Origin of the sequence: Nostoc sp. DedQUE02 (assembly GCF_034531035.1) — a bacterium.
Taxonomy (GTDB): Bacteria; Cyanobacteriota; Cyanobacteriia; order Cyanobacteriales; family Nostocaceae; genus Nostoc.
The window spans coordinates 1-23,768 of sequence record NZ_JAVRBY020000086.1 but is presented as its reverse complement, the minus strand read 5'-3'; the positions used below and the strand labels follow the sequence as shown (position 1 = coordinate 23,768).

Genomic DNA, 23,768 nt, shown 5'->3' with positions numbered 1-23,768 from the left:
GTTCATACGTTTGCTCTTCCGCTCTAACAGGGGTGTAACAGCAGTAGCCATCGCCCCAGATGGAAAAACAGCCGTTTCTGGTTCATTTGACAACACCCTCAAACAGTGGGATCTACAGACAGGAAAGGAAATCTCTACTTTTATTGGTGATAGTCCTATAAATTGATGTGAAGATTACCCAAATGGATTAACAATTATAGCAGGAGAATCGTCAGGGCGTGTTCATTTCCTCCGTTTAGAAGGGGGTAAAAAAAATGAAACCCATTACTGAAAATTCTATCAATATCCCCAGATATCCCCTAGAATTTCAGCAAATCATTACCGCTAAAAATCAAAACTTTGTCGGTCGTGAATTTGTCTTTGCTGCTATCAACAACTTTCTCAATCAATCTGACCGGGGCTACTTTACTATTATCGGCGAGCCTGGGATTGGTAAAAGTGCCATTCTTGCCCATTATGTCAGCCAAAATCCGGGAGTTGTTTATTACAATGTCGAAATCCCAGATAAAAATCGCGTTGAGGAATTTCTAACGACGATTTGCACTCAATTAATAGAAATCGCCCAAAATCAAGGTATTAAAACTAGTGTTGAGCCTGTCCTGAGCATCTCGGCTTCGCTCGATGGAACCGTAGCCGAAGGGCAGAGTCGAAACAATCTTACCGCTAATTTTTCTGACTCTACCACAGAAGACAGTGGTTTTTTATCGTTATTACTGCAACAAATCAGCAATAGATTGCAACCAAAACAACGTTTAATTATTACTATAGATGGCTGCGATAGAATTGATATCAACAATCAACCACGCGGCTCAAATATTTTCTATTTACCCCGTTATCTACCTGAGAAAGTTTATTTTATCCTTAGTCGTCGTCCTTTTTTGGCAGATAAATCAGGTTTATTAATTGAAACACCAGCCCAATCTTTAGATTTATCAAATTACCCTGAACAAAATCGCGCTGATATCCAAGAATATATTAAAACTTATTTAAATGAATCATTTCATTCTGTAGACGCTTCTGCGGCTTCCCTCTGGGTGCGTAACCTTAGCCAACAGAAGAATCCCGGAGATGTTTCGCTCAACATAACACAAAGTTTTGATGATGAAACCAATTTTATGTATGTTCAAGAAATCTTAACAGCTATTAATGAGGATATTTACCCCCAAAATTTACAGATATATTACCAAAATCATTTAAAAAAAATGAATTTAGCAACCAGTAAACAGCAACCAATGGCTTTGCAGGTGTTAAATATCTTAGTTCAAGAGCAACCAATATCAATAGAAGCGATCGCAGAAAGATTAGATGTAGATGAATATGAAATCAAGGTAATTTTAGACAAGTGGCGAGAATTTTTACATTTAGAATCAATAGCAGCAGAAATCCACTATAGTATTTATCATGCTAGCTTTCGTGATTGGTTGAGGCAAAAAATTGAGTCTAACTTTTGAGTTAAAAGGGCGCTTAGAGGATGTTTGAAAAATCCTCTTGTCGATAGCAAAAGTTTTAGATCCCCCTAAATCCCCCTTAAAAAGGGGGACTTTAATTCCGGTTCCCCCCTTTTTAAGGGGGGTTAGGGGGGATCTAAAAGTGCCTAAAGTCACAGAGAAACACTTTTCAAGCAACCTCTTAAAAACCGCCAGAGTAATATCTTATTAACCAGTAGGAGTAACAAGCAATTATGACTAAATATGTACTTTGGGGAACTTACTGCGAAGACGTTCTCGAAAAACGCACCCCCCATCGCCAAGCTCATTTAGACGGATTAGCAAAACAAAAAGAATCTGGTGTGCTGATTACCATTGGCCCCACCAAAGATGTCACAAAAGTTTTTGGGATTTACGAAGCCGAAGACGAAGCCACTGTGCGCCAGTTAATTGAAAATGATCCCTACTGGAAAAATGGTATCTGGACTGAATATTCTGTCAAAGAATGGATTCAGGCTTTATAAATTGGGCATTGGGGAGGCAGTGACGGGTACGCAGGGGTCTCCCCAAGTGGAGCTGCCGTCATTGGGCATTGATTATAATTCCCCATTCCCAATTCCCCATTCTCCATTACCCCTTATCCCCAGAGGGGGCCCCACCTTCCCCATTCCCCACTCCCCAGATAATGAAAATTTGGCAGATTGATTTTTATCGTCGTCCGTTGCCAGATGCATCTGGACAAGTTTTATGGGAGTTGTTGATTTGTGATGCAACTCGCAGCTTTCAATATGAAGCCACCTGTCTCCAGTCAGCAGCAAATTCTAATTGGGTTGCGACTCAACTTGAGTTAGCCGCAGGTGAAAAATTGCCAGATGTGATCCAGGTGTTTCGCCCTCAGTCTCTAAGCTTAATTGAGGCGGCTGGACGCAATTTAAGTATAAATGTCGAACCTACCCGCCACACCTTGGCATTAAAGCAGTGGTTAGAAGAAAAGCAATATCCCTCAGTGCTGGATAAACCACCCCCAGCACCATTACCAGAAAACCTCTGGGGAGAACAATGGCGTTTTGCAAGTTTAGCTGCTAATGATGTAGAAACAAGATTTAGCGATCGCCCCATTCCCATTTTGCACATTCCAGAACATCTCAAACCAATCAATTTAGGTTTAGCATCAACAATCCCCGTTCCTGGTGTAGTCATTTATGGGGGACGACAATCAATGCGCCTAGCACGTTGGTTGCAGCAAGCCCGTGCCGTCAGCTTGAACTACATTTCTGGCGCACCGGATGGCTTAATATTAGAAGCTGGTTTAGTAGATAGATGGATTGTTGCCACATTTGAAGATCCAGAAGTTACCACAGCAGCCCAAGCATTTGAACAACGCAAAAAGCATTGCCGAGGATTGCATTTTCTATTAGTTCAACCCGATGATTCTGGTATGACTTATAGCGGCTTTTGGCTATTGCAGGCAGAAAATTGATATAGGACTCAGATTTGATTGCGTGAAAAAAATTCGGTATACCTTAATCTTCTAAAATCCTTTTGCCTATTGTAAGAGTGCCTATTGCCTACTAAGCCAAGTGATTTCAGTAATCAAACCGGATTCCTATATTAATTGCCAAAAATATTTTTTCGCTTAATTTCTACAGCTAAAGAAATAGACTAAAGCAATGTCTGACTGCAAAACACTATATTCCGAATTTCTCACCAAATTTATCAAAATAGAATTCAGGAGTCAGGAGTCAGAATTCAGTATAAATTCTGTACGACTGGCGGATGAATAAGTGGGTTTAAGACCCCCACCAAATTTTAAATTTGGTGGTCAACTTTCGTAGTGGTGGGTCTGAATCCCCCACTAATTGATTCTGACTCCTGAATTCTGACTTCTGAATTCTTCTTCAAGAAACCCAAGTCCAGAGGCTGTAGGGGCGGGTTCACAAATATGCTTCAATCATTCACGAATATCTCGTGAATCCGCCCCTACCGTTTTGTGAGAAATGTGGGTTATATGTCTATGCTTTACGGTAATTTTAGTATGATGATAAAATCATACTAGATAGTAATACTAAAAATTAATTATAAATAAATGCTCAAAGTCACAATTACCTTAGAAGAAGACATTCTGCGATTTGTAGATCAGTATGCACAGGGAAATCGTAGTGCATACATTAATACACTGCTAGCAGAACACCGCCGCCAAATTTTGGCAGCAGAAATAATTGCAGCCCTCAAGCAGGATACTGAAGATCCAGAGTATCAAGCTGAAATTGCTGCCTGGGATAGCGTTGCTGGAGATGGCATAAATGCCAGGGAGTAATTTAACTTATCGGCGAGGAGAAATACGTTGGGTAAATCTCGATCCAACAGTAGGGGCTGAAGCAAAAAAAATCCGCGCTTGTTTGATTGTGCAAAATGACATCATGAATCAGTATGGATTGCTGACAATTGTCATACCATTTCGACCTGGAAGTAAACAAGCCCCCTACGTTGTCAATATAAAAGCAACACCAAATAATGGACTAGATCAAGACCGTTTTATTGATGTTGGGCAAATTCGTGCTGTTGACAATAGTCGTATTTTGGGTTTACTGGGTGTGCTGGAGTCAGAGTACTGGGAACTTATTCATACAGCTTTAAATGTAGTTCTGGGATTTGTAGTTTAGGGATGTTAGTTTGGAGGTTTTGGATGATGTATTCCCTCCAAAATCGATTGATATAGTATCTCAACCATTCAAGAAGAATACCCAGACAGCATTATTTGGTGATAAGTCAAAAAACCAGGTGAAATTTATATCATTATGAAATAGTATCGATTGAAAACTGCTATAAATTACTTTGCCATTTCCTATTTAGCGTTCACCCGCGCCTGCCTCACCATTGCAATCAGAGTTTGATGGGCATCTTCCGCATCTACTAAAACATGATCAAACTGAATGCGAACTGGTACGGTTTCCCCATTTACTTGCGCTGTTAAATCCATACCCTGTGCATCAATTGACAGCATTTCGGCTGCGATCGCATCTGTTACACCGCCAAAAGCTTTAGCATAAATCACTACAGCATCAGCATGATCGTCATTCATGTGCTTGCAGATGCGCGAACTAATTTCAGCAGAAAAATCATTAGACATTGTAAAATTAAAACTTATCAATAGCTAAATAGTTTAACTTAGCACAAAAGAGCTAATTTAAACCCATCGTTATTATAAGTGATGTCTGAAAAATAATTGCCCTTGTATATATTTGATAAGTTAAGTTTATTAGTTGTACAAGAATCAAATTAAAATAAAACTTATTTCAGTATTTTTACCTTTCATTGCGGAAAGCAGACCGCGTAAACTGTAGCAGAAGTATTAGCCCAAACTATTGCAGCTAAGAGACAATGAGCGAAACTAGCCCCAGACGAATTGTAATTGGGGATGTGCATGGACACTATGAAGGTTTAATGACATTGTTGGAGGCGATCGCCCCCACGTCAGTTGATCAAGTCTATTTTCTGGGAGACTTAATTGATCGCGGACCTCATAGTGCACAAGTGGTTAATTTTGTCAAACGAAATAACTACCTGTGTTTGCTGGGAAATCATGAGCAGATGTTATTAAACATTCTCACCAATGAAAGGACTCCCTCCTCGACGATGCAAGCATGGCTGTATGGTGGAGGGCAAGCTACCGTGGCCAGTTACCAAGAGGCTCCAATTCCCGATGACCATCTGGATTGGTTAAAAAATTTGCCTACATACCTTGACTTAGGGGATATTTGGTTAACTCATGCTGGTGTTGACCCTTGCAAATCGGTGACAGAACAAACTGCCGATCAACTGTGCTGGATACGAGAGGAATTTCACAGCATTGAAAAACCCTACTTTCCAGATAAGCAAATTATCATCGGTCACACCATTACCTTTACCCTGCCGGGTGTTTCTCCTGGGAAACTGGCACAAGGACAGGGATGGCTAGACATAGATACTGGCGCTTATCATCCCCGGAGTGGCTGGTTGACTGGATTGGATGTCACAAATCAATTAGTTTATCAAGTTAACATCTTTAAAAACTATATCCGTATCCTACCTATAGAAGAGGTTGTAACGACCATTGATCCAGCCAAGATCAAACTCGATCGCCGCAATAAGAATTAAGCAATATTTGAGATGAGGGGGAGTGGGAAGAAATCAATTCACAAATCAAAAACTTCTGCCTCCTGCCTTCTGCCTCCTTTTTCTCAATGCCCAATTTCCTCAAGACCCTACTAGTGGTCGAATATTAGCTTTATAACTAGCGTTATCCAAACCATATTTTCCATTACTAGGTTGAGAGTTAATTGCACGTCTGAGGGCATCAATGCGATCGCTGGTTCCGGGGTGTGTACTCAAAAATGTTGGAGTAGAACCACCTTTTTTCAGCAACTTTTGCATAAAAGAAACCATTGCAGACTGGGCATAACCAGTACGTGTTAAAGTCCGTAGTCCTCTTTGATCGGCCTCAAATTCATTTTTACGACTGCGTGGTAAGTCTCGTGCTATCTGTACACCAATTTGCACTGCTGAATTCCGATCTAAGCCAGCTGCTGTTAATAGACCACTTTCAAGGGCTTTTTGCTGCATCTGCTTGACTACGTGTTTCCCCCCAATGTGACCAATTTCATGGGCGAGTACACCTGCTAGTTCCGCTTCATTGTCTGCGGTTTTCAGCAAACCCGTGTGGACATATACATAGCCGCCCAAGGTCGCAAAGGCGTTAATAGTGTCATCCTGAACGATCTGGAAAGTATAGGGGAGATCGGGGCGATCGCTATTCGCTGCTAAACGCCGACCAACTTGCTCTACATAACGATTAACTTCGGGATTGCGGTAAAGTCGGACTTGACTGCCGACTAATTCCTGATTAATCTGCTTACCAAGATCAACTTCTTGATTAGGAGATATATTAGAAAGCTGAAATGCCTGAACTCCTTGAAGTAGAAGAGGCAAGAAATCTAAAGTTCTTCCAGGCAAGGGTGTACTCAGGCACAAACTCAGGGCAACTACCACCGAAATTAGGGGATAAAACCAACGACGCCGCCATACACGGTAATTTACAACAAAACCTTTCCAGTTGAACATAATACGCTCTGAAGATTATTTTGGGAGAACATAAAATAATGAGACAAATAATGAGACGGATTTAGAGTATTCTAAGTTGCATTCTTAACTCCAGACCAAAGGAGTTGTTATCAGGATAATCTTTAGGCAAATCTACCGAACTGCGGGGAACTAGGGATTCTCTCTAGAGATAGGCTTAAACACTAGATTTGACTTTCTAGCTGCGTCAGTCTTAACAAGTAATAGTTTCTGGGTTAGCTATCGCTCCTGGTAACTTACGAACTCGTGATAAACTGTCGCATAACCATAATCCCCAGATGCATTGAGTTATTACCAAATAGGGAAAATTGCTCTTCCCATCAAAAACCTTCTTGCGACAATCAATTACTTCACTATTACCTCGGAAAATTTTTTATGGCTATTTTAGATTCAAAAGGTCGTTTGTTCGGCAAAATCAACCTCCTAGATTTAGGCGCTGCGCTGGTAACTCTGGTAGTTATATTTGTCATCTTGTCTACCTTCTTGTCTAGCTTGGGTCTTGCCCAAATCGGTGAGAAAATAGTACCCATAGAAGTAGACTTAGTGGTTCGTGGTTTGAATGTACGCGATCCAGAGCAATTATTTAACAGTGGCTTAAAAAAAGGCGGGAAAACTAGCGTGATTATCCGCAATCAACCATACGGGGGGCCGATTGAGATTAAATCTGTTCAACAGCTACCTAGAACAGTCAATGTTTTCCAACCTGATGGCACTGTTAAAGAACTACCAGATCCCAAGACCAACAATTTTAGTACAGATATGCTTTTGACCTTAGAAGGTAAAGCCAAAAGCACTGAAAGCGGGCCAGTTCTAGGTAGCAGTAAAGTGAAAATTGGGATGCCATTTGAGTTAGAAGGCTATAACTACAACTTCAATGCAACTGTCATTGATATTAGATTGAAAGACAAATAGTATTATGACTTTTGTTGATAATATTTTCTATCGCAATCCTATTTAATTTGTGAAAATTGCCAGCCGGAGATCCCCGACTTCGTAAAAGTTGTCGGGGATCTTGTTTCTCACGAATTATTCAAGATTGCTATATATAAAACTCATATTTGATTTCTGAAAAAATTCAGTACAACTCAAAAAAGCTTCTTGCCTATTGCCTCCTACGCAAATAAGTATGGTTACGCCACGCTACGCGAACAAAAATCAAATCGGATTGCTGTAGTCCCTCGGAACCACAAAGGCAGTTTTGATCGTATTAATTAAGCAAAGGCAAAAATTTGCGAATTAACCCGATTGTCACTGCTGGTAATTCCAACTGTGGTGTTAATCCGACATCTTCCAACTGTTGAAAAAATCGGATCGCTTGGGGATTGATTTCGGCAAGACGGCGACCAATTGAGGGGCCGGTAAATTCTGACTTTTGTCCCCAAATAATGGCGGTGGGAGTGGTCAACTGTTGAATGTAAAGGGATAAATCAAAGCATAAATCGCCACGGACAAAGGATAGTGCTGCATACTCAGCATTTGGCTGTTGGGCGGATTGTAGATAAGCATCTACAATTTCCTGGTAAACTCGATTGGATTTAGCAAATTGCCGTTGTTCTAAGAAGCCGCGAATACCACCATCAGTAGCAATTCCAGTACTGTAAAGTAAACGATCTACAATGGGAACGCTAACTAACTGGGCAAAAAAACTACGGGAATAGTCTTCACCAAAGTCAGAAAGTCCGGCGGGAGTGGTAAGAATTAAAGACTTGAATAAATCAGGATGATCTGCTGCTACCCGAATTGTAAATGCTGCGGTTAAAGAAGAAGCGATCGCTGTTACAGGCCCAGTACAAGTCTGCTCAAAAAACTCCCGAATCGTCGTCAAATAATCCTCAATCTTATAACTCCGTGGCGGATGTTCAGACCTCCCCCAACCGATCAAATCTGGCGCAATCACCCGATATTCAGCAGCAAAAGCCGGATAAACTTTCGACCACTCATAAGCAGAAGATCCACCACCAAAGCCGTGCAGGAACACCAAAGTTTCCCGCTCATCGTTGTCGGTAACATTGTCCTGCCAAGGCGCTCCAGCAGCAGTATAATATACAGTTCTACCTAGTGAGGTATTTATGGAGCGTTGTTCAAATCCTAGTGGTTGAAACATAAGTATTTTTTATTGACTGTAGTGATTAACTGGCAGAAGTGAAAAAAACCTGGTCTTTTAACTCAGCACTGGCTCAACGCCCTGTTACCGCTAACAGGATTCAGCACTCTTCATGTGTTTAGTTCAAACTTTGCGGTCATTGTTATTATGAGTGAACCAATCACTTTAAGACTTCTCGCTAGCGTCAGATTAAGTAGATATAAAATTACTGGATTACTTGTAAAGATTTGGTGATTTTTTTTATACTAAAAAGTAGATTAACGTTGAAATTACTGTTTTATAAGGGTTTATCATGGTAGCGAGGATAACTCCAGCGTGAATCCCGCATAAGTTTTTATGCTAGTCTATCAAAAAACCAATTAATTTTGAGCGTCAACATATAGTTAAAACGCTTATTTTAATAAGCTGTTAATTCTACTTAATATATGTAGAAATAATAGTTTTTAATGTATAAATAATCTGATTATTGTCTAAGTAATGGTAAGGCGGGATGTCATGGTAAAGCAGGCTGCTCTTCAATCAAATAAACTACCAACGATTGAAGACGCTAAATTTGCGCTTGACAACTTTAATATCCAAAACGAAATTAAAGCTTCAGCTTGGCGAGGTCAGATCGAGCCAGCTCTTGATGCTGCCAGAGTTACTGTACCTACTTGTATTTTTTTAGACTTAGAAGACTTGAAGTGTTTTGAAGCAGTAGAGCGCCAATATGAACGCTGGGGAGTAATTTTTCATAATTCTTTAGCAATACAGCCATCAAATCCAGCATTTCCAGCCTATTCAGGGCTAACAGTCTTAATGGGAGCGCCCAAAAACGGATTTTTAGAAGCTACTTTCTTGCGTCCGGTTAACTCGGTTAGCGCCTATGTTACTAGTTCACAACGGCTAGTGCTTTCCGCCTACGATCGCGATCGGCAACTGCTCGCTCAAACTATACTACCAGGCTCTAATCTTGCCAACTCAGACTCGGCAATTTCCCCCAATACCTTATTATCTATAAATGCGAACAACATCTACAGCGTTACCTTCTGTGCTTTTGATGGTCAATTCACTCTTGATAACTTTCATTTTTGTCTTTAATTAGAACTTACGTACAAGATCCCCTTGCTCTGAGCCATTGAAAATGGTATCTTAGTTTGCGCCGTACTTTACTAGTTTATTATCCGTCCATAAAACCGGAAATCTTGTGGTTTGAACCTTCATCCTTTCTTCATCCATAGTAAAACTTATACAATAGGTAATTTCGTAATCAAGTAGGTAAACACTGTGGCACAGGCTTCGTCTTCTTGGCAGCAATTGATCAACCAAATCCCCGGCTGGAACTGGTCGCTTCCAAAAATCAAGACAAAGGGAGCCATAAAGAAGCAAACATTTAAGCGCTTCTCTGGGCCTGGGGGCTTTCTTGGGTTCCTGACAATCGTTGTTGCCATGTTGTTGTGGAACTGGAAACTGCTATTGGCTCTCTTAATTGGCATTGGAGTAATGGTATTGGTTTACTCAATGCAAGAGTGGGACTGGAAATTGCACTGGTCTAAAATACGTAAGTCTTTAAATAGTTCAAATCGTCGGTTAGTGTTAGCAGTCATCAGTGGTGGTCTTGCTACTGTCAGCACTTACATGGCAGCAGCAATATGGGTTGACTCTCACAGCCCTTGGATTGCTGCTGGTGCTATCGTACAAGGCGTGGGAACACTGTTAACTTTAATTTTATTGGTATGGCAAATTATCAACTTCTATGAAAATCGAGAAGAAGACCACCTCGATCAGTTGTTGGTCAATTTAACAGAAAAAGAGCCATTGAAGCGGTTGATTGCTCTAAGTCAACTAACTAAATTGATCAGTCGTAAGCGAGTTGATTCTTCAGTGCAGCAAGATGTTGTGGAATGCTTGCAACTCTTACTTAGTCGAGAGGAAGAAGTTGTAGTTCGAGACGCAGCTTTTAAGAGTTTACAAGCCTGCGATGCCCTCCGGTCGGTCGGAGACCATCGCCTACAAGTGTTACCCCCCAAAACAGCAGCAATTTTTACACCCGTATCAGCAAAAGTCAAACACCATATTTATTAGTTATTTGTCATTTGTCATTTGTCATTTGTCATTTGCAAATGACCAAAGACCAATACTTCTCTACGAGAGAGTGCGCCAACGACTACGCGGTAGTTGAATCTCGACTCACTTCGATGCCGCTCAGTGCAAGTCGCTCGATTACCGCGTAGCGATGCACTGAGCGTAGTCGAAGTGTCGAAACTCAGTACAAGCGACTAATGACTAATGACTATTTTCGAGACAGCTTTCCATTACGAACTTGCACTACTGGATGATTGCACCGCCTTACCAATTGTTCATCGTGGGTGGTAACAATTACTGTAGCCCCAAAGGAATTTAACTTCTGGAGAATCTGGATCACTTGCCAGGAATTATCTGGATCGAGATTTCCAGTAGGCTCATCCGCCAGCAGCAAGGGTGGCGTACCAACGATCGCACGGGCAATACTCACCCTCTGTTGCTCTCCCCCAGACAGTTGATCTGGAAAACAGTCAGCTTTATTCAGCAAACCTACCAGCTTTAAGGTTGGTTCTAAACGTCGTTGAATTTCTTTACGGGTATACCCTTGAGCTTGCAGCACAAAAGTGACATTTTCTGCCACTGTGCGTTGGGTAATCAATTTGTAGTCTTGAAACACAATACCAATTCGTCGCCGCAATAATGACAAGCGATCGCCCCGTAAATCCGCTACATTACATTCATCAACAATTACTTCTCCCTGTGTAGGCAACTCCTGCCCATACAGCAACTTCAAGAGCGTTGATTTGCCAGAACCACTTGGCCCCGTGATAAACAGAAATTCTCCCTTTTTTACTTCAAGGTTCGCATTCAACAAGGCGTGAGAGCCATTAGTATAGGTCTTGGTTACAGATTGCAATAGCACCTTTGCAGTAGTATTGCTACCGTGCTGTTGAGTTTCACAGTCCTCTCTACGAACAGATTTGTCTGTCTTCACTTGAGTTGTTAATACTGGCATTGTTAAATTTTCCTCATACCCACAACCAAACAGTTTGATAGCTCAGATGTGACATTCCTCTCAAAAATAAGGATTCCCAGGTTTTGCCTGGGAATTTAAATTCAACAAAGAAAATTTAAAAGTTTTTGAAGACTTTAATATTTACTAAGTAATAATACTCAGAATTGGGCATTGGGAATTAGGAATTGGGAATTGGGCATTGGGCATAGGGATACTTTTACACAGAGATAGTATTAATCTTTTCTTTGCATCACCACATCTCCTCATCCCCTGCCCCCTGCCCCATTAACTAATTGCACCCCTTGCTGTCAAACGATAAACAAACGCTTTCACAGCAAAGGCTGGCAAAGCCAACATCCGCCGCCAGCGCCAAGGTTCTTGATAAAGCCGATATAACCATTCCAAATTATTATTTCCTAACCAGGCGGGAGCGCGAGTTTTAGTTCCCGACCAAATATCAAAACTGCCACCAACGCCAATCCAAATTGCTTGAGGACACAAATGGCGATTTTCGGCAATCCATAACTCTTGACGTGGCACTCCCAAACCGACAAAAATCACTTCTGGCTGCAATTGAGCAAGAGTTTGTTGCAATTGCGCTTCTTCTTCTGCCGAATGATAGCCTGAGTGAGTGCCGACTATATTCAAATCTGGAATTTGCTGCTGCCAAAAATTTGCCGCATTTGCGGCCACTCCAGGCGCACCTCCATAGAAAAATACCTTTGCTCCTGTCTTCTGTTGCCCAAGTTCTTGCAAAAGTTTTTCTGCCAATTCAATCCCCGGAAAACGCTGCACTTTTTGCCATAACAGCCATCGTAAATACAGAACCACCCCGGCTCCATCTGGAATCACGAGTTCAGCATTTTTAATGACCTGAGCTAATAATTGATTTCGCTCTGCCTGCATAGTCATTTCTGCATTAAGCGTTACTACATGAGTTCCTTTGCCTGCGTGCAGGCATTCTAATAACCAGCCTGGATAGTTAGCCATCAGATGAACTGGTATTCCCAAAACTGAAAATGCTTGATTGTCGTTAGACATAGCCTATTCTTGAGTAATCCTTACACCAGATTTTCCATGAATGTTAAGTTTATCAAATTTTTTATATTAGAACTTCCACAGGAGAGATACCCCATTGCTCTGCAACAATAGAAAACATAATTAAACTAGTTAGAAATATGAGTGAAAAAGAATATATAGACGTAGCAGTGCTATTCTATACAAGTATTTCAGGTAACGCATAATTAATTTAACTCATATTTCTATTAGTCTTGGGCGCTTGTACTTGGGCTGAACCAGTCCAACTTTTATTGTTAAAGTGTAATATTCACTCAGTATAAAACGCTCAACTCGCAACTCTGGTTCCGGGAACAGAAGCCTCCACTATACTACTTGCAGTTAGTGTAGGAGTATGTAACGAAACTCGACTTTATGGTTATAGGTAGTGTCACGGGCTGTAGTTGGCTATGAGTAAAATTCGTATCGCTTTAATTGAAGATCATGACCTAACTCGTGTAGGTATTCGGACAGCACTACAGCAAAAGGATGAAATTGAAGTTGTAGGTGAAGCTGCCAATGCTCTTGAGGGGCTAAAAATGTTAAAAATGGTACGACCAGATATTGCCATTGTAGATATTGGTTTACCAGATAAGGATGGCATCGAGTTAACACGGGAGGTAAAATCTACTACTAATGGGCAACAGCTACTTACAAAGGTTTTAATTTTGACGCTGCGGGATAACAAAGAAGCGGTATTGGCAGCTTTTGCTGCTGGTGCAGACTCTTACTGTATGAAAGATATCAAATTTGATAATTTGCTGGAAGCAGTGCGAGTAACTTACAATGGCAACGCTTGGATCGATCCGGCGATCGCTCGGATTGTATTACAACAAGCGCAACAAAATCCCCAAAAGTTGGAATCGGCTTTTGTCGGTACTAAAACTATTGCCCCTAACCCTGATTCTGTTGAGATGGAAGGAATTCAACCTTACACCCTGACAGAAAGGGAATTGGAAGTGTTACAGTTGATTGTCGAAGGTTGTAGTAATGCAGTAATTGCGGAAAGGCTTTACATCACTGTTGGGACTGTTAAAACTCACGTCCGCAATATTTTGAATAAGCTATGTGCCGATGACCGTACCCAAGCAGCAGTCCGCGCCTTGCGTTCTGGGTTAGTTGGATAAATTTAATTTTGGTGTGGATCAATTGAGGACATCGAGGGAAACTCACAACTTTGAGAAAGTTATATTTTCAAAGTGAAGGGATTCTCTGATTTTCTGTTATTTATCAGGTGGGATAAACATCATACTATCTCGCCATTCAAATATGTGAAAAAAAAAGTCAAATATGGCTGAGATCGGGGCGGAAAAACTTAAGCTCATGGTGGTAGATGATGAGCCAGATAACTTAGATTTACTCTACCGCACTTTTAGGCGAGATTTTCAAGTATATAAAGCCAATCATGCCTTTGGTGCTATGGAAATCTTGGATCAATTTGGCGAGATGGCGGTGATTATTTCTGACCAAAGAATGCCAGAAATGAATGGGACTGAATTTTTTAGTCGCACCGTAGAACGCTATCCAGACACGATTCGGATTTTGTTAACTGGTTTTACTGATGTCGAAGATTTGGTCGATGCGATTAACTCCGGTCAGGTATTTAAGTATATTACCAAACCTTGGAATCCAGAAAGGCTCAGAGGGTTAGTTGAGCAAGCGACTGATACATATCGCTTAGTTAAGAAGCGTACCCAAGAGTTGCGTCGGGCCCTACGGCGAGAATCTTTGTTTAATGCGGTAACAACAGCAATTCGGGAATCTTTAGACTACGATAGTATGCTGCAAAAAATTGTCGCAACTATTGGAGAAACATTTGAAGCTACCAGTTGCTTACTCAGACCAGTAGAGGGCGATCGCCTCATACAAGACAAGTTTGTTTACCACGATCCCAAATCCACTGTCTCAGATTGCTTCTTCGATCCTAGTGTTTTAATTGAAAAGGTGCTGGAAACCCGTCATTATCAACTTGCTCAAGATGTATATAACGGTAATCCTTGTCATCACTTAGTTGTGCCACTTAGCTATCATCAGCATTTATTGGCTGTGCTGGCCCTCCATCAATGGGGACGCGATCGCCCTTGGGAAGATGAAGACATCCAACTGATTGCAGGTGTTGCCGAACAAGCAGCCTTAGCTCTATCCCAAGCAAAACTCTACCAGCGCCTCCAAGAAAAGCAACAGCAAATTCACACTGAATTGGAGGTGGCTCGTCAAATTCAATACAATTTGCTACGCCAAAGTTTACCTGATATCAAAGGCGTAAAGGTGCAAGCTTGCTGCTATCCAGCACGGGAAGTAGGAGGCGATTTTTTTGAAGTTTTTGTCCACCCCAAAGGCGATTTGTGGTTGGCGGTGGGTGACGTTTCTGGCAAGGGCGTTCCAGCCGCTTTATTTATGGCTAGTATTATTTCAGTCTTGCGCCGGGAATTATCTCAAGAGTCACCAGCAGAGCCAAATGTGGTTATGCAGAACCTCAACCACGCTTTGAGTGAAGATTTAATTAGCAACAATTATTTTATCACTCTTGTGTTAGCTTGTTATACCCCTAGCACTAAGGAACTCGTCTATACTAATGCCGGTCACATCTATCCACTATTATGGTCACGCTGCTCGGCTTTAACCGACAATCCCAATTACCTCAAAGTCCGTAGCATTCCTTTGGGAATCTTGCCTAAGTGGCAGGCAGAGTCTGGTCGCGTGGTTCTCACTACTGGCGACACATTGTTATTAGCCAGTGATGGAATTACAGAAGCAATGGTATCAAATAATCCTGATTTATCAGCACCAGCTATACCTGGGGTTGAGCCAGCGAAGCGTTTTATGCTGAATCAAGATGGTCTTTGGCAACTCTTACAACAAGAGCAAAAACCACTTTCTCTTAACCATTTACTAGCTCGCATCCAAGCAGATAATCACGTTCAAGAAGACGATCAAACTATACTTTCACTGGAGATTTTGTAAGTCATGAAAAGTGAGCTCCATGTACCAAGTGACTTGAATTTTCTGAATATTGTCGAAAACTGGTTGCTGGGATGTTTGAAAATCCAGCTAGGAGAATCTGTGGATTGGTCGCGGCAATCAAGTCGTTTGAGACTGGCGTTAGTTGAAGCCTATTCAAATGCAGTCCGTCATGCCCACAAGGACAAACCAAATTTACCGATTTTACTGCGTTTGGAAGTGGAAAACCGGGATCTTGCCCTAGAAGTTTGGGACTACGGCGAAGGTTTTGATATGTCTAATTACTACGCTCCCAATCCTCTGGAAAAACAAGAAGGTGGTTATGGTTGGCTGATTATGAATCGTCTCATGGATAAAGTAGATTACAAGTTACAGGTTAATGGTGCTAATTGTCTCAAGTTAGAAGCTACTTTACCTGAATTAGTCCAATAGATAAAAGTTACTATTCAAGTAATGTTATTTATGAAGAATTCAGGAATCAGAATAAAGCCATGAGTTTTGTCTGAGTGGTTGATAGCGTCAGGCAAAGCGGGTTAGAGAACATCTGAATATTTGTTTAAAAATTTGCCCTTTTTGGGCAAAATTAAGTATTAAATATTCTTTCTTATTAAAACTCATTAAATCCCGTTCGACTGACGCTCACACGGAAGCCTAAATTTATTTATGATGATTCCTCCTGCCTCCTGAAAGTTTTTTGCTAGTTTTCACGACGTAAAGAAAGTAACTCTTTGGGGGAAGCTAAAAGTTTGATTCTAGTATAGGAAATTTGCCGTTGTTGGTTGAGGATAAATAGCCACAAGACATTCACACTGCACCACGAAGTTTGTGCTTTGCCTGTTATCTGGATTTGGATATCACCGTTTTCTAAAGTCTCGACTATTCCGGCATTAGGGTAAGCTTTAATGTTTTGGCCTTCTTGTTTTAAGTAGGCTGCGATCGCATCTGTCCCTACAAGATCAGATTCAAATGGTGGACGCATTACACCATCTACCGCAAACAAGGCAGCAGTCGTCTCAAATTCTCCTGCATTTAAGGTTTCAAAATAACGCAGTACACTTTGTTCTGTAATTCCCTCGATTTGGAATTCTTCTGTCAACTGCGCTGGAGATATAAATTCAGCAGAGGTCATAGAATTACCTGTATATGCTAGCTGAATATTAATTTCAATACAAAAATAGCTAAAAAGAAAGCCGCTATTGAGATAGATTGCTACATATTGGTAAATCTGCCTCACGATGGAAGATTTAAGCTACTATAGCAATCCGATTTGATTTATGTTCGCGCAACTTGGCGTAGCCATACTTATTTGTCCAGAAGGCAATAGGCAATAGACAATAGGCAATAGGCAATAGGCAAGAGGCAATAGGCAAGAGGCAATAGGCAATAGGCAATAAGTAAGAAGCCTCTTTGAGTTGCACTGAATTTTTTCAGAAATCAAATATGAGTCCTATATGCAGCTTAAAACAGGTTATATGTATGGTAATTAATAAATCTTAAGCAAAGGTATTGACTACATAATGTAGAATGAAATTGCCTTTAGTTAGGCAAAATCCAAATAAAAAAATGAATCAGTATTTCGTAACAAACAGCAGTCTGGTGAAAGAAAAAGCCAGCGAGTTGGGCTTTCATAAAGTTGGAATTACTGCTGTAGATAGGGTAAATGCCATAGAAGCGCAGAGGTTACAAGCATGGATTGAACTGGGTTATCACGCCGATCTGAAATGGATGGCTAACCCAAAGCGTCAGGATATCCGCTTAGTGATGCCAGAAGTGCGATCGCTAGTATGTGTGGCGTTGAATTACTACACACCACATCAACGTCCTGAAAGCGAGGAATATGCCAAAATTTCCCGTTATGGTTGGGGAAGAGATTATCACAAGGTGATGCATAAAAAACTCAAGCAGCTATCTACATGGCTAGAATCACTTGATGCAGGCGTAGTAGCTCGTTATTATGCAGACACTGGGCCAGTGCAAGATAAAGTGTTGGCTCAACTTGCCGGAATTGGTTGGATTGCCAAGAATGGTAATGTAATTACACGCGAATTTGGCTCTTGGGTATTTCTGGGAGAAGTGTTGACCAATTTAGAATTAGAGAGCGATCGCCCGCATACAGAACACTGTGGTAGCTGTACTCGTTGTCTTCAGGCTTGTCCTACAGGTGCAATTACCCAGCCTTTTGTCGTCGATGCTAATCGCTGTATTGCTTATCATACCATTGAAAATCGCGCCGAGGAATTGCCACAAACAATTACACCTCATTTGCAGGGCTGGGTTGCTGGTTGCGACATTTGCCAAGATGTTTGTCCTTGGAATCAACGCTTTGCCACCACAACTGATATTACAGAGTTCCAGCCTTATGTTGGGAATATTGCTCCCAAACTGCTAGAATTAGCCCAAATCTCAGATCAGGAGTGGGACAAACAATTTCCAGCATCTGCCTTGCGGCGGATTAAGCCAGAAATGTTACGACGCAACGCCCTAGCTAATCTTGACGCATCCAGGCAAAGAATGACCCCGAAAGTAATTATTTTTGATTTTGATGGCACTATTGCTGATACAGTAGATGCCCTTGTAAGTATTGCTAATCGTTTAGCTGTAGACTTTGGTTATAGACACATCAGCCCAGAACAATTATCCCTCCTTAAGAACTTAACCTCTAGGGAAATTATTAAGTATTCAGGAGTTTCTTTATTTAAAATACCTTTTTTAGTTAAAAAAGTTAAAGGGGAATTAAAAAACAAAATTCCCGAATTAAAACCAATTCCGGGAATTAAAGAAGCATTAATAGAATTGCAAAATCAAGGATATAAACTGGGTATTATCACTTCTAATTCTAAAGAAAATGTGACGCAGTTCCTCACAATTAATGATTTAAATCACTTATTTGATTTTATTTACTCAGGAATTACAATTTTTGGTAAAACAACGATCATTAATAATGTATTGAGGCAGAAGCAACTCAAACCTCAAGAAGTGATTTATGTCGGGGATGAAACCAGAGATATAGAAGCATCTAAAAAAGCAAATATCCAAGTGATTGCAGTGACTTGGGGCTTTAACTCACCGGAAGTATTAGCCAAGCAAAATCCAGATTATTTAATTCAACAACCTAGCGAACTATTAGAAGTGATGAATAGTGGTTAATTAATAATCTGGTCAAATTGCATGAGATGATATTTGAATAACTGCTGAAAAATGCAATTTAAAGATTGCATCTATCCGTTTGCACGCCAAATAATATTATGTCCGCTCGGTATATGTCTAATTGGGATTGGTTTGATGGCACGCAGACGTTACTTTTGAAGCTACTGGGTGAATTATGGGATTATTTAACAAGAATTCAGCTTTTCTCTAATTCAAAAGTCAGAATCAACGCCTTATCTGCACTTGGCGTTGACCCTGAGCGTAGTACCACTTGCCTATGGCACGCTCCGCGAACGTGGAAGCAAGCTACGCGTAACGTTTTTAGTTGGAAAAATTACTTTTGAGGTTGACCCTTTTCCAAAGCTTGTTCTACTAAATCATCACTGACATTACTTGCGACCTCAGTTTTAGAATTCCCAACTTCCTTGGCTAACTCTGCAAAATCATCAGGATTACCAGTTGACTGTGATTGAGGTTTTGTCTCTTGTGGCTTAGAGATTTTATTTTGAGATCCAGTAGCGGCTTCGGCCGCTGCTGCACCTTCACCTGTGCGGTCAACATCACTCACGCTGAATTTTTGTGCAGTGGCATAATCAGCATCAAAATCTGTTTTTGGCGTTTGCTCTTCACCACTAGCTATGTTTTCGGCAGCTAATTGAGCATCATGGGTGGGAGCTTCATTTAAATTGGGCTTTACTTCATCAGGCATAATTAAAATCCTTAAGTAAATTTTTTATTGCTTACTTGAGCGATCATAGCAAGGCAATTCCTAATTTTTTGCTTCCTTCCGAGAGACTTTTACCTCTATTAAAAGATAGATTAAAGCTGCAATTTCTAATTAATTTAACTCTTTCTATCGATAGTAGAATCTGATCCTTAAACTTTGGTAAGAATTAGTTTCACTTATAAATTATCTTGGAGATAAATAATAATGACTGCAAGTTACGACAAAACTATTTCTCAAGCTCAGAGCAATGAAACTCAAAAATTGGTGGATGGATTTAACGCCCTAGATACCGATGCTAAATTAGCCTGGTTCTATTTTGCTTATAAAAAAATGGGTGATTCCGTCACACCCGCAGCTCCGGCTGCGGCTGAACCAGAGTTAGCACCACTTCTGCTAGGAGATTATTTTAAATTATCCGATGAGCAGCAACTAGATATTATGCGGGATATCGTTAACCGCAAAGACACAGAATATTCTCGTGCTTATGGGGCGATCAAAGAAAACAACCAGTTGTTAGTTTGGTATGCTTGGGCGGTAGCTATGGGGGATAAGGTAGTTGGGATGCCAGATAGCTACCAGCCAAGTAAAGCAATTAATGATCTGCTTGACCAAATTGAAGGACTAGATTTTGAAGAACAAATGTCAGTGTTTCGGACAATAGCTGATGAAGTGGGTTACACCGATGTCAAGCCGATCGCAACGCAAGCAGAAACAGGGAAAACTCCAAGTTTGTAATCAGCTTTGGTGACTGGAAGTCCTGGCTACACGGACTTTAAAAACCTACGAGACAGCCAACTGATTTAAGTCGGCTGGCGTAAGGTTGGAATGTACTACTTGACCATCACGGAACCAGACGATGCGCTGGGTTTGACGCGCGACTTCTGGTTCATGTGTCACCATGACGACAGTGATTCCACTGGCATTGAGTTCGCCAAAAATATCTAACACTTCTTGGGTTGTGCGCGAATCAAGTGCGCCTGTAGGTTCATCGGCCAAGAGGACTACGGGACGATTGACGATCGCACGGGCGATCGCTACTCTTTGTTGTTGTCCACCAGATAGCTGAGTTGGTTTGTTGTTGAGGCGATTTGCTAAACCTACTCGCGTCAGGGCAACTGTTGCGCGATCGCTTCTTTCTTTTGAATCGACACTAGCATAGACCATTGGCAGCATCACATTTTCTAATGCTGTTAGTTGGGTCAATAAATGGAATTGTTGAAAGACAAACCCCAGCTTCTTATTACGGATGTGTGCCAATGATTTATCATCCATTTGCGCCACATCGATATTATCTAAGTAATAATGTCCGCCTGTGGGACGATCTAGACAGCCGATAATATTCATCGCTGTGGATTTACCTGAACCAGAAGGCCCCATAATTGAACAATATTCGCCTTCGTGGATAGTCAAATTCACATTATTAAGGGCTTTGACTTCAGTTTCGCCACTGCCATAGACTTTAAAGATATCTTCTAAACGAATAATAGTTGGTTTTGGGACGGGATTAGGAATTGGAAAATCGGTAATTGAAATAGTGTTTGCCATAAGGATTTAATTATTTAGTTACTAGAGACGTATCGCGTCTTTACAAGATTTCCATCATTTCTCTATTTACTTCTTATCTCTAGGATAATATTAGTTTCTAACAATTGGGGAAAGAATTAAGAATCTACTTTAAAGATTGTTTGCTAATAAGTTAATTTAATAGCAAAATTGCGAAGTTTGCACTCATACCTACATTATGATACTTTGGTAAAACCGTAAGAATCATTAAAAAACATGACTACTAACTCTATTATCCTTAATTCTGAAGAAATTGCCGAATATCGTGATAAATTTACAGGGTTAGATGATGCTCTTTATGCAATTAAAATCATAGAAGCATCTGGTGGGGATTTAGCTAAAGCTGTAAATTTACTTGCTCCTAAATATAATATTTCTATTACTAAATCAAAGCCAATTTTAGATGAATTAGCACAAAAATTTCGTCATATTATTTGCGATGAAACATTTATTGATGATTTAATGGCTGGACTATTAGCTGTTGCTGTGAGTAGTTTAACGGCTACAGGTCAAATTCCCCAGGCTATTGCTACTCCTGTGGTTATTTATTTAACTAAAAAAGGTGTAAAAACATGGTGTAATTCTAATTCATCTGATTCTAATAACCAATAGCTGTAAAAGCTGCCCAATAAAAAGGATTGGCGAATGGTTGGGGATTAGATTGAAGTTTAGTTTTTGCGCCATCAATAAATAACTCTTTAAGAATGTCATCTTGTCCTTGAAACATAATATCAATATAGGGCTGAATTTGCTGTAAAAGCTGCTCTCCTTCTTCACTGGTAAGATTTTTTAACCAAGTCAGAGCTTTATTTAGAGCTACTGCTATATCTCCCTGTTTTAATTCTGGATAGTTTTGCAAGTTTTCATAGAATTTAATAAATAAAAATGCTGTAGAAACATCATCAACTGTCCAAAGACTACTGACTACACTTGAACTTCCTGCATAAAGAAATCCACTAGGTAAGCCAATATATTCATCGCTGGTATTTAGGGGGTCAATCATACCAGTTTCACAGGCAGAAAGGACAACGAGACGGCATTGATTGAGATTAAAATCTTTATTGAATAAATCAGCGAAAGTTAAGCATTTATTGAGGTCAATTTTTTCATTAACAATTGCACCATTTAAAACTAGACAAGAATTAGCAGGGGTGTTGGGGTCAAAAAAACCATGACACGAAAAGTGAAGACAATTTACTTCTGCTAAATTTGCTATTCTTGTATCTAAAGCTTTTTTACTAGCATCTTTTCCACCCAGTATTGTTGTTTCTTCAATCGGAAAATAATGCTGAATAATTTCTATTTCTAAGTCTGCATAAAAAAGGTCTTCTGTAGGGTTTTGAATAGCAAAGAAAGATTGAAAGTCAGGACGTTGACGCAGTTGCACTTGTTGCAGAAGTTGACAACTGGGTGCATAGCCTACACCGTTGGGGAATAAGTCAAGTAAGTATAATTCCTTCACAGGTAAAGCATGGAGAGGAAGCAGATGCAAAAAGCAATGGGGAATGAGAATTAGTCTGTCGCAGTGTTTAGGTATATAAGCTAATATTTCCTCTATATGCAGGATTTCTGCTAACTTTTTCAAGCGTTCTTCTAGCTGATCCTGCCATTGATGGTTTTGGTTATTTTCTACGTATGCGGCGTAGTCCATCATATATTCAATTTCCCAATCAAAGAGGGATTTTATGTCTTCTGGTTGATATTGTAAGAAATTTACTTCTTGTCCATTGGACTGGATAACAAAAGTGAAAATTTCCTCTCTAGCGATATACCATTCTATAATCGCTGTATTGTTATTCAAAGTTGCTTGGAATAAGTTAAAATTAAAACCAGAACCAATAGGCAAGTATTGATCTTGTAATTCTTGGCGTTTGTTTCGTAACTCTTGAAGATATTGAGCTAGGGCTGTTGGATTTTCAGTTTTGCCATTTTGGAGCTGATACTGATTGATCGCTATTTCGTCTCGCAGTTGTTCTAGTTGAGTCACAACTTGTTGAGGGAAGAAGGTTTTGAGATCGCGGTTGAGGATAAGTTCAACTAAGTTACGGTTTTTACTACGCTCAACGTATTCAATCGCTTCCTTAACGTTACCCAATTTTAGGCAAACTTCTACCATGCGTCTATAAAGTTTGTTCCATGTTTCTGCTTGTTTAAGCTTTGCCTGATCATCAGAAACAATTTCTCCTCGCAAAGATTCCACTATTTTTATGGATGCAGCCAACTTACTGTAAGCTAAATCAAATTGGTTTGCTTCTTTGTAGGCAATACCCAGCATGAATAAAGTTTCGACATATTCGTAAGGAAAAACAGTGCGGGTGTAAACTTCCAGTACAGCAGTATAAGCAGTTATCGCTCGTTCTAAATTCTCAGCTTTATCTCCTCTGATTCTGTAAAGGTAAGTATTCCCCAGATTAAATTGCGTCCTTGCCCAATCATCTGGAAAGTCGCGACGGGTAGAAACTTCTAGTGCAGCAGTATAAGTAGCGATCGCAATTTCAATATTCTCGGCTTTCTCACCCAATATTCTATAACTGTAAGCATTTCCCAGATTATTTTGCGTCTTTGCCCAATTATCTGGAAAGTCGTTACGGGTAGTAACTTCTAGTGCACGAGAAAAAGAAGCGATCGCTTGTTCAGTATTCGCGG

At 40.4% G+C, this 23,768-nt stretch carries 25 protein-coding genes and 1 pseudogene; 17 read left to right on the top strand and 9 right to left on the bottom strand.

Going from position 1 to position 23,768, the window contains the following annotated elements:
• Positions 1-10: 10 nt before the first annotated feature.
• From RMX98_RS33245 to RMX98_RS33220, 6 genes are all read left to right on the top strand, one after another.
• Positions 11-166: a WD40 repeat domain-containing protein gene (locus tag RMX98_RS33245; RefSeq protein WP_409882073.1), complete on the top strand. Its 156-nt coding sequence runs from the start codon at positions 11-13 to the stop codon at positions 164-166.
• A gap of 88 nt (positions 167-254) precedes the next feature.
• A complete protein-coding gene (locus RMX98_RS33240) occupies positions 255-1,451 on the top strand; it encodes an ATP-binding protein (protein WP_322679924.1) in 1,197 nt (398 codons plus the stop codon).
• A gap of 230 nt (positions 1,452-1,681) precedes the next feature.
• A complete protein-coding gene (locus tag RMX98_RS33235; protein ID WP_094351573.1) occupies positions 1,682-1,951 on the top strand; it encodes a YciI family protein in 270 nt (89 codons plus the stop codon).
• 161 nt (positions 1,952-2,112) lie between these two features.
• Positions 2,113-2,907, top strand: coding sequence for a Tab2/Atab2 family RNA-binding protein (locus RMX98_RS33230; protein WP_322679925.1), 795 nt, complete (start codon positions 2,113-2,115; stop codon positions 2,905-2,907).
• A gap of 606 nt (positions 2,908-3,513) precedes the next feature.
• Complete coding sequence (locus tag RMX98_RS33225) at positions 3,514-3,744, top strand: CopG family transcriptional regulator (RefSeq protein WP_322679926.1); 231 nt, start codon at positions 3,514-3,516, stop codon at positions 3,742-3,744.
• A complete protein-coding gene (locus RMX98_RS33220) occupies positions 3,731-4,090 on the top strand; it encodes a type II toxin-antitoxin system PemK/MazF family toxin (protein ID WP_322679927.1) in 360 nt (119 codons plus the stop codon). The genes RMX98_RS33225 and RMX98_RS33220 overlap by 14 nt, the downstream gene beginning before the upstream one ends.
• A 182-nt stretch (positions 4,091-4,272) precedes the next feature.
• Here the strand turns inward: RMX98_RS33220 and RMX98_RS33215 are convergent, their stop codons facing one another.
• Positions 4,273-4,557, bottom strand: coding sequence for a DUF2470 domain-containing protein (locus tag RMX98_RS33215; RefSeq protein WP_322679928.1), 285 nt, complete (start codon positions 4,555-4,557; stop codon positions 4,273-4,275).
• A gap of 251 nt (positions 4,558-4,808) precedes the next feature.
• Here RMX98_RS33215 and RMX98_RS33210 point away from each other — a divergent pair, with 251 nt between their 5' ends.
• Entirely contained in the window at positions 4,809-5,564 is a 756-nt protein-coding gene (locus RMX98_RS33210) for a metallophosphoesterase family protein (RefSeq protein WP_322679929.1), read from the top strand.
• A 99-nt stretch (positions 5,565-5,663) separates the two neighbouring features.
• Here RMX98_RS33210 and RMX98_RS33205 read toward each other — a convergent pair whose 3' ends face one another.
• The gene (locus tag RMX98_RS33205; RefSeq protein WP_322679930.1) at positions 5,664-6,527 is read right to left on the bottom strand and encodes a M48 family metallopeptidase; all 864 of its coding nucleotides are present in this window, start codon (positions 6,525-6,527) and stop codon (positions 5,664-5,666) included.
• A 393-nt stretch (positions 6,528-6,920) separates the two neighbouring features.
• Between RMX98_RS33205 and RMX98_RS33200 the strand changes: the two genes are divergently transcribed.
• A complete protein-coding gene (locus tag RMX98_RS33200) occupies positions 6,921-7,457 on the top strand; it encodes a DUF4330 domain-containing protein (RefSeq protein ID WP_322679931.1) in 537 nt (178 codons plus the stop codon).
• Between the two features lie 295 nt (positions 7,458-7,752).
• Here the strand turns inward: RMX98_RS33200 and RMX98_RS33195 are convergent, their stop codons facing one another.
• Entirely contained in the window at positions 7,753-8,649 is an 897-nt protein-coding gene (locus RMX98_RS33195) for an alpha/beta hydrolase (RefSeq protein WP_322679932.1), read from the bottom strand.
• A gap of 495 nt (positions 8,650-9,144) precedes the next feature.
• Between RMX98_RS33195 and RMX98_RS33190 the strand changes: the two genes are divergently transcribed.
• The gene (locus tag RMX98_RS33190; protein WP_322679933.1) at positions 9,145-9,729 is read left to right on the top strand and encodes a hypothetical protein; all 585 of its coding nucleotides are present in this window, start codon (positions 9,145-9,147) and stop codon (positions 9,727-9,729) included.
• A 186-nt stretch (positions 9,730-9,915) separates the two neighbouring features.
• Positions 9,916-10,713: an armadillo-type fold-containing protein gene (locus RMX98_RS33185; protein ID WP_322679934.1), complete on the top strand. Its 798-nt coding sequence runs from the start codon at positions 9,916-9,918 to the stop codon at positions 10,711-10,713.
• A 208-nt stretch (positions 10,714-10,921) separates the two neighbouring features.
• On the opposite strand, the gene ftsE is transcribed toward RMX98_RS33185, so the two are convergent.
• Both ftsE and RMX98_RS33175 read right to left on the bottom strand, forming a co-directional pair.
• On the bottom strand, positions 10,922-11,668 hold the full coding sequence (ftsE, locus tag RMX98_RS33180; RefSeq protein ID WP_322679935.1) for a cell division ATP-binding protein FtsE: 747 nt from the start codon (positions 11,666-11,668) through the stop codon (positions 10,922-10,924).
• Between the two features lie 285 nt (positions 11,669-11,953).
• The gene (locus RMX98_RS33175) at positions 11,954-12,709 is read right to left on the bottom strand and encodes a WecB/TagA/CpsF family glycosyltransferase (RefSeq protein ID WP_322679936.1); all 756 of its coding nucleotides are present in this window, start codon (positions 12,707-12,709) and stop codon (positions 11,954-11,956) included.
• 425 nt (positions 12,710-13,134) lie between these two features.
• Between RMX98_RS33175 and RMX98_RS33170 the strand changes: the two genes are divergently transcribed.
• The 3 genes from RMX98_RS33170 (at position 13,135) to RMX98_RS33160 (ending at position 16,117) form a co-directional block, all read left to right on the top strand.
• Positions 13,135-13,851, top strand: a complete 717-nt coding sequence (locus RMX98_RS33170) for a response regulator transcription factor (protein ID WP_322679937.1) — start codon at positions 13,135-13,137, stop codon at positions 13,849-13,851.
• A 163-nt stretch (positions 13,852-14,014) separates the two neighbouring features.
• On the top strand, positions 14,015-15,688 hold the full coding sequence (locus RMX98_RS33165) for a SpoIIE family protein phosphatase (protein WP_322679938.1): 1,674 nt from the start codon (positions 14,015-14,017) through the stop codon (positions 15,686-15,688).
• Between the two features lie 3 nt (positions 15,689-15,691).
• Complete coding sequence (locus RMX98_RS33160; protein ID WP_322679939.1) at positions 15,692-16,117, top strand: anti-sigma regulatory factor; 426 nt, start codon at positions 15,692-15,694, stop codon at positions 16,115-16,117.
• Positions 16,118-16,382: 265 nt separating this feature from the next.
• Here RMX98_RS33160 and RMX98_RS33155 read toward each other — a convergent pair whose 3' ends face one another.
• Positions 16,383-16,814 carry a nuclear transport factor 2 family protein gene (locus RMX98_RS33155; RefSeq protein ID WP_322679940.1) on the bottom strand — a complete coding sequence of 144 codons (432 nt, stop codon included), beginning with the start codon at positions 16,812-16,814 and terminating at the stop codon, positions 16,383-16,385.
• Between the two features lie 434 nt (positions 16,815-17,248).
• Here RMX98_RS33155 and queG point away from each other — a divergent pair.
• Both queG and RMX98_RS33145 read left to right on the top strand, forming a co-directional pair.
• Positions 17,249-18,222 (top strand): annotated as a pseudogene (gene queG, locus RMX98_RS33150) (tRNA epoxyqueuosine(34) reductase QueG).
• On the top strand, positions 18,197-18,832 hold the full coding sequence (locus RMX98_RS33145; RefSeq protein ID WP_322679941.1) for an HAD-IA family hydrolase: 636 nt from the start codon (positions 18,197-18,199) through the stop codon (positions 18,830-18,832). Before queG ends, RMX98_RS33145 begins: the two are co-directional and overlap by 26 nt.
• A 334-nt stretch (positions 18,833-19,166) precedes the next feature.
• Here the strand turns inward: RMX98_RS33145 and RMX98_RS33140 are convergent, their stop codons facing one another.
• The gene (locus RMX98_RS33140; RefSeq protein WP_322679942.1) at positions 19,167-19,541 is read right to left on the bottom strand and encodes a hypothetical protein; all 375 of its coding nucleotides are present in this window, start codon (positions 19,539-19,541) and stop codon (positions 19,167-19,169) included.
• Between the two features lie 222 nt (positions 19,542-19,763).
• On the opposite strand from RMX98_RS33140, the gene RMX98_RS33135 reads away from it, so the two are divergent.
• Complete coding sequence (locus RMX98_RS33135; protein ID WP_322679943.1) at positions 19,764-20,294, top strand: orange carotenoid protein N-terminal domain-containing protein; 531 nt, start codon at positions 19,764-19,766, stop codon at positions 20,292-20,294.
• Between the two features lie 45 nt (positions 20,295-20,339).
• On the opposite strand, the gene RMX98_RS33130 is transcribed toward RMX98_RS33135, so the two are convergent.
• Positions 20,340-21,104, bottom strand: coding sequence for an ABC transporter ATP-binding protein (locus tag RMX98_RS33130; protein WP_322679944.1), 765 nt, complete (start codon positions 21,102-21,104; stop codon positions 20,340-20,342).
• Between the two features lie 234 nt (positions 21,105-21,338).
• Here RMX98_RS33130 and RMX98_RS33125 point away from each other — a divergent pair, with 234 nt between their 5' ends.
• Positions 21,339-21,734: a hypothetical protein gene (locus tag RMX98_RS33125; RefSeq protein WP_322679945.1), complete on the top strand. Its 396-nt coding sequence runs from the start codon at positions 21,339-21,341 to the stop codon at positions 21,732-21,734.
• Here RMX98_RS33125 and RMX98_RS33120 read toward each other — a convergent pair.
• The coding region (locus RMX98_RS33120) for a CHAT domain-containing protein (RefSeq protein ID WP_409882070.1) at positions 21,721-23,768 on the bottom strand (2,048 nt) is incomplete at its 5' end. The genes RMX98_RS33125 and RMX98_RS33120 overlap by 14 nt on opposite strands.

Bases quoted from the DNA above. Each gene is read 5' to 3' on its own strand.
- RMX98_RS33240 (WP_322679924.1), top strand. From the start codon at position 255: ATGAAACCCATTACTGAAAATTCTATCAATATCCCCAGATATCCCCTA.
- RMX98_RS33235 (WP_094351573.1), top strand. From the start codon at position 1,682: ATGACTAAATATGTACTTTGGGGAACTTACTGCGAAGACGTTCTCGAA.
- RMX98_RS33230 (WP_322679925.1), top strand. From the start codon at position 2,113: ATGAAAATTTGGCAGATTGATTTTTATCGTCGTCCGTTGCCAGATGCA.
- RMX98_RS33225 (WP_322679926.1), top strand. From the start codon at position 3,514: ATGCTCAAAGTCACAATTACCTTAGAAGAAGACATTCTGCGATTTGTA.
- RMX98_RS33220 (WP_322679927.1), top strand. From the start codon at position 3,731: ATGCCAGGGAGTAATTTAACTTATCGGCGAGGAGAAATACGTTGGGTA.
- RMX98_RS33215 (WP_322679928.1), bottom strand. From the start codon at position 4,557: ATGTCTAATGATTTTTCTGCTGAAATTAGTTCGCGCATCTGCAAGCAC.
- RMX98_RS33210 (WP_322679929.1), top strand. From the start codon at position 4,809: ATGAGCGAAACTAGCCCCAGACGAATTGTAATTGGGGATGTGCATGGA.
- RMX98_RS33205 (WP_322679930.1), bottom strand. From the start codon at position 6,527: ATGTTCAACTGGAAAGGTTTTGTTGTAAATTACCGTGTATGGCGGCGT.
- RMX98_RS33200 (WP_322679931.1), top strand. From the start codon at position 6,921: ATGGCTATTTTAGATTCAAAAGGTCGTTTGTTCGGCAAAATCAACCTC.
- RMX98_RS33195 (WP_322679932.1), bottom strand. From the start codon at position 8,649: ATGTTTCAACCACTAGGATTTGAACAACGCTCCATAAATACCTCACTA.
- RMX98_RS33190 (WP_322679933.1), top strand. From the start codon at position 9,145: ATGGTAAAGCAGGCTGCTCTTCAATCAAATAAACTACCAACGATTGAA.
- ftsE (WP_322679935.1), bottom strand. From the start codon at position 11,668: ATGCCAGTATTAACAACTCAAGTGAAGACAGACAAATCTGTTCGTAGA.
- RMX98_RS33175 (WP_322679936.1), bottom strand. From the start codon at position 12,709: ATGTCTAACGACAATCAAGCATTTTCAGTTTTGGGAATACCAGTTCAT.
- RMX98_RS33170 (WP_322679937.1), top strand. From the start codon at position 13,135: ATGAGTAAAATTCGTATCGCTTTAATTGAAGATCATGACCTAACTCGT.
- RMX98_RS33165 (WP_322679938.1), top strand. From the start codon at position 14,015: ATGGCTGAGATCGGGGCGGAAAAACTTAAGCTCATGGTGGTAGATGAT.
- RMX98_RS33160 (WP_322679939.1), top strand. From the start codon at position 15,692: ATGAAAAGTGAGCTCCATGTACCAAGTGACTTGAATTTTCTGAATATT.
- RMX98_RS33155 (WP_322679940.1), bottom strand. From the start codon at position 16,814: ATGACCTCTGCTGAATTTATATCTCCAGCGCAGTTGACAGAAGAATTC.
- RMX98_RS33145 (WP_322679941.1), top strand. From the start codon at position 18,197: ATGACCCCGAAAGTAATTATTTTTGATTTTGATGGCACTATTGCTGAT.
- RMX98_RS33140 (WP_322679942.1), bottom strand. From the start codon at position 19,541: ATGCCTGATGAAGTAAAGCCCAATTTAAATGAAGCTCCCACCCATGAT.
- RMX98_RS33135 (WP_322679943.1), top strand. From the start codon at position 19,764: ATGACTGCAAGTTACGACAAAACTATTTCTCAAGCTCAGAGCAATGAA.
- RMX98_RS33130 (WP_322679944.1), bottom strand. From the start codon at position 21,104: ATGGCAAACACTATTTCAATTACCGATTTTCCAATTCCTAATCCCGTC.
- RMX98_RS33125 (WP_322679945.1), top strand. From the start codon at position 21,339: ATGACTACTAACTCTATTATCCTTAATTCTGAAGAAATTGCCGAATAT.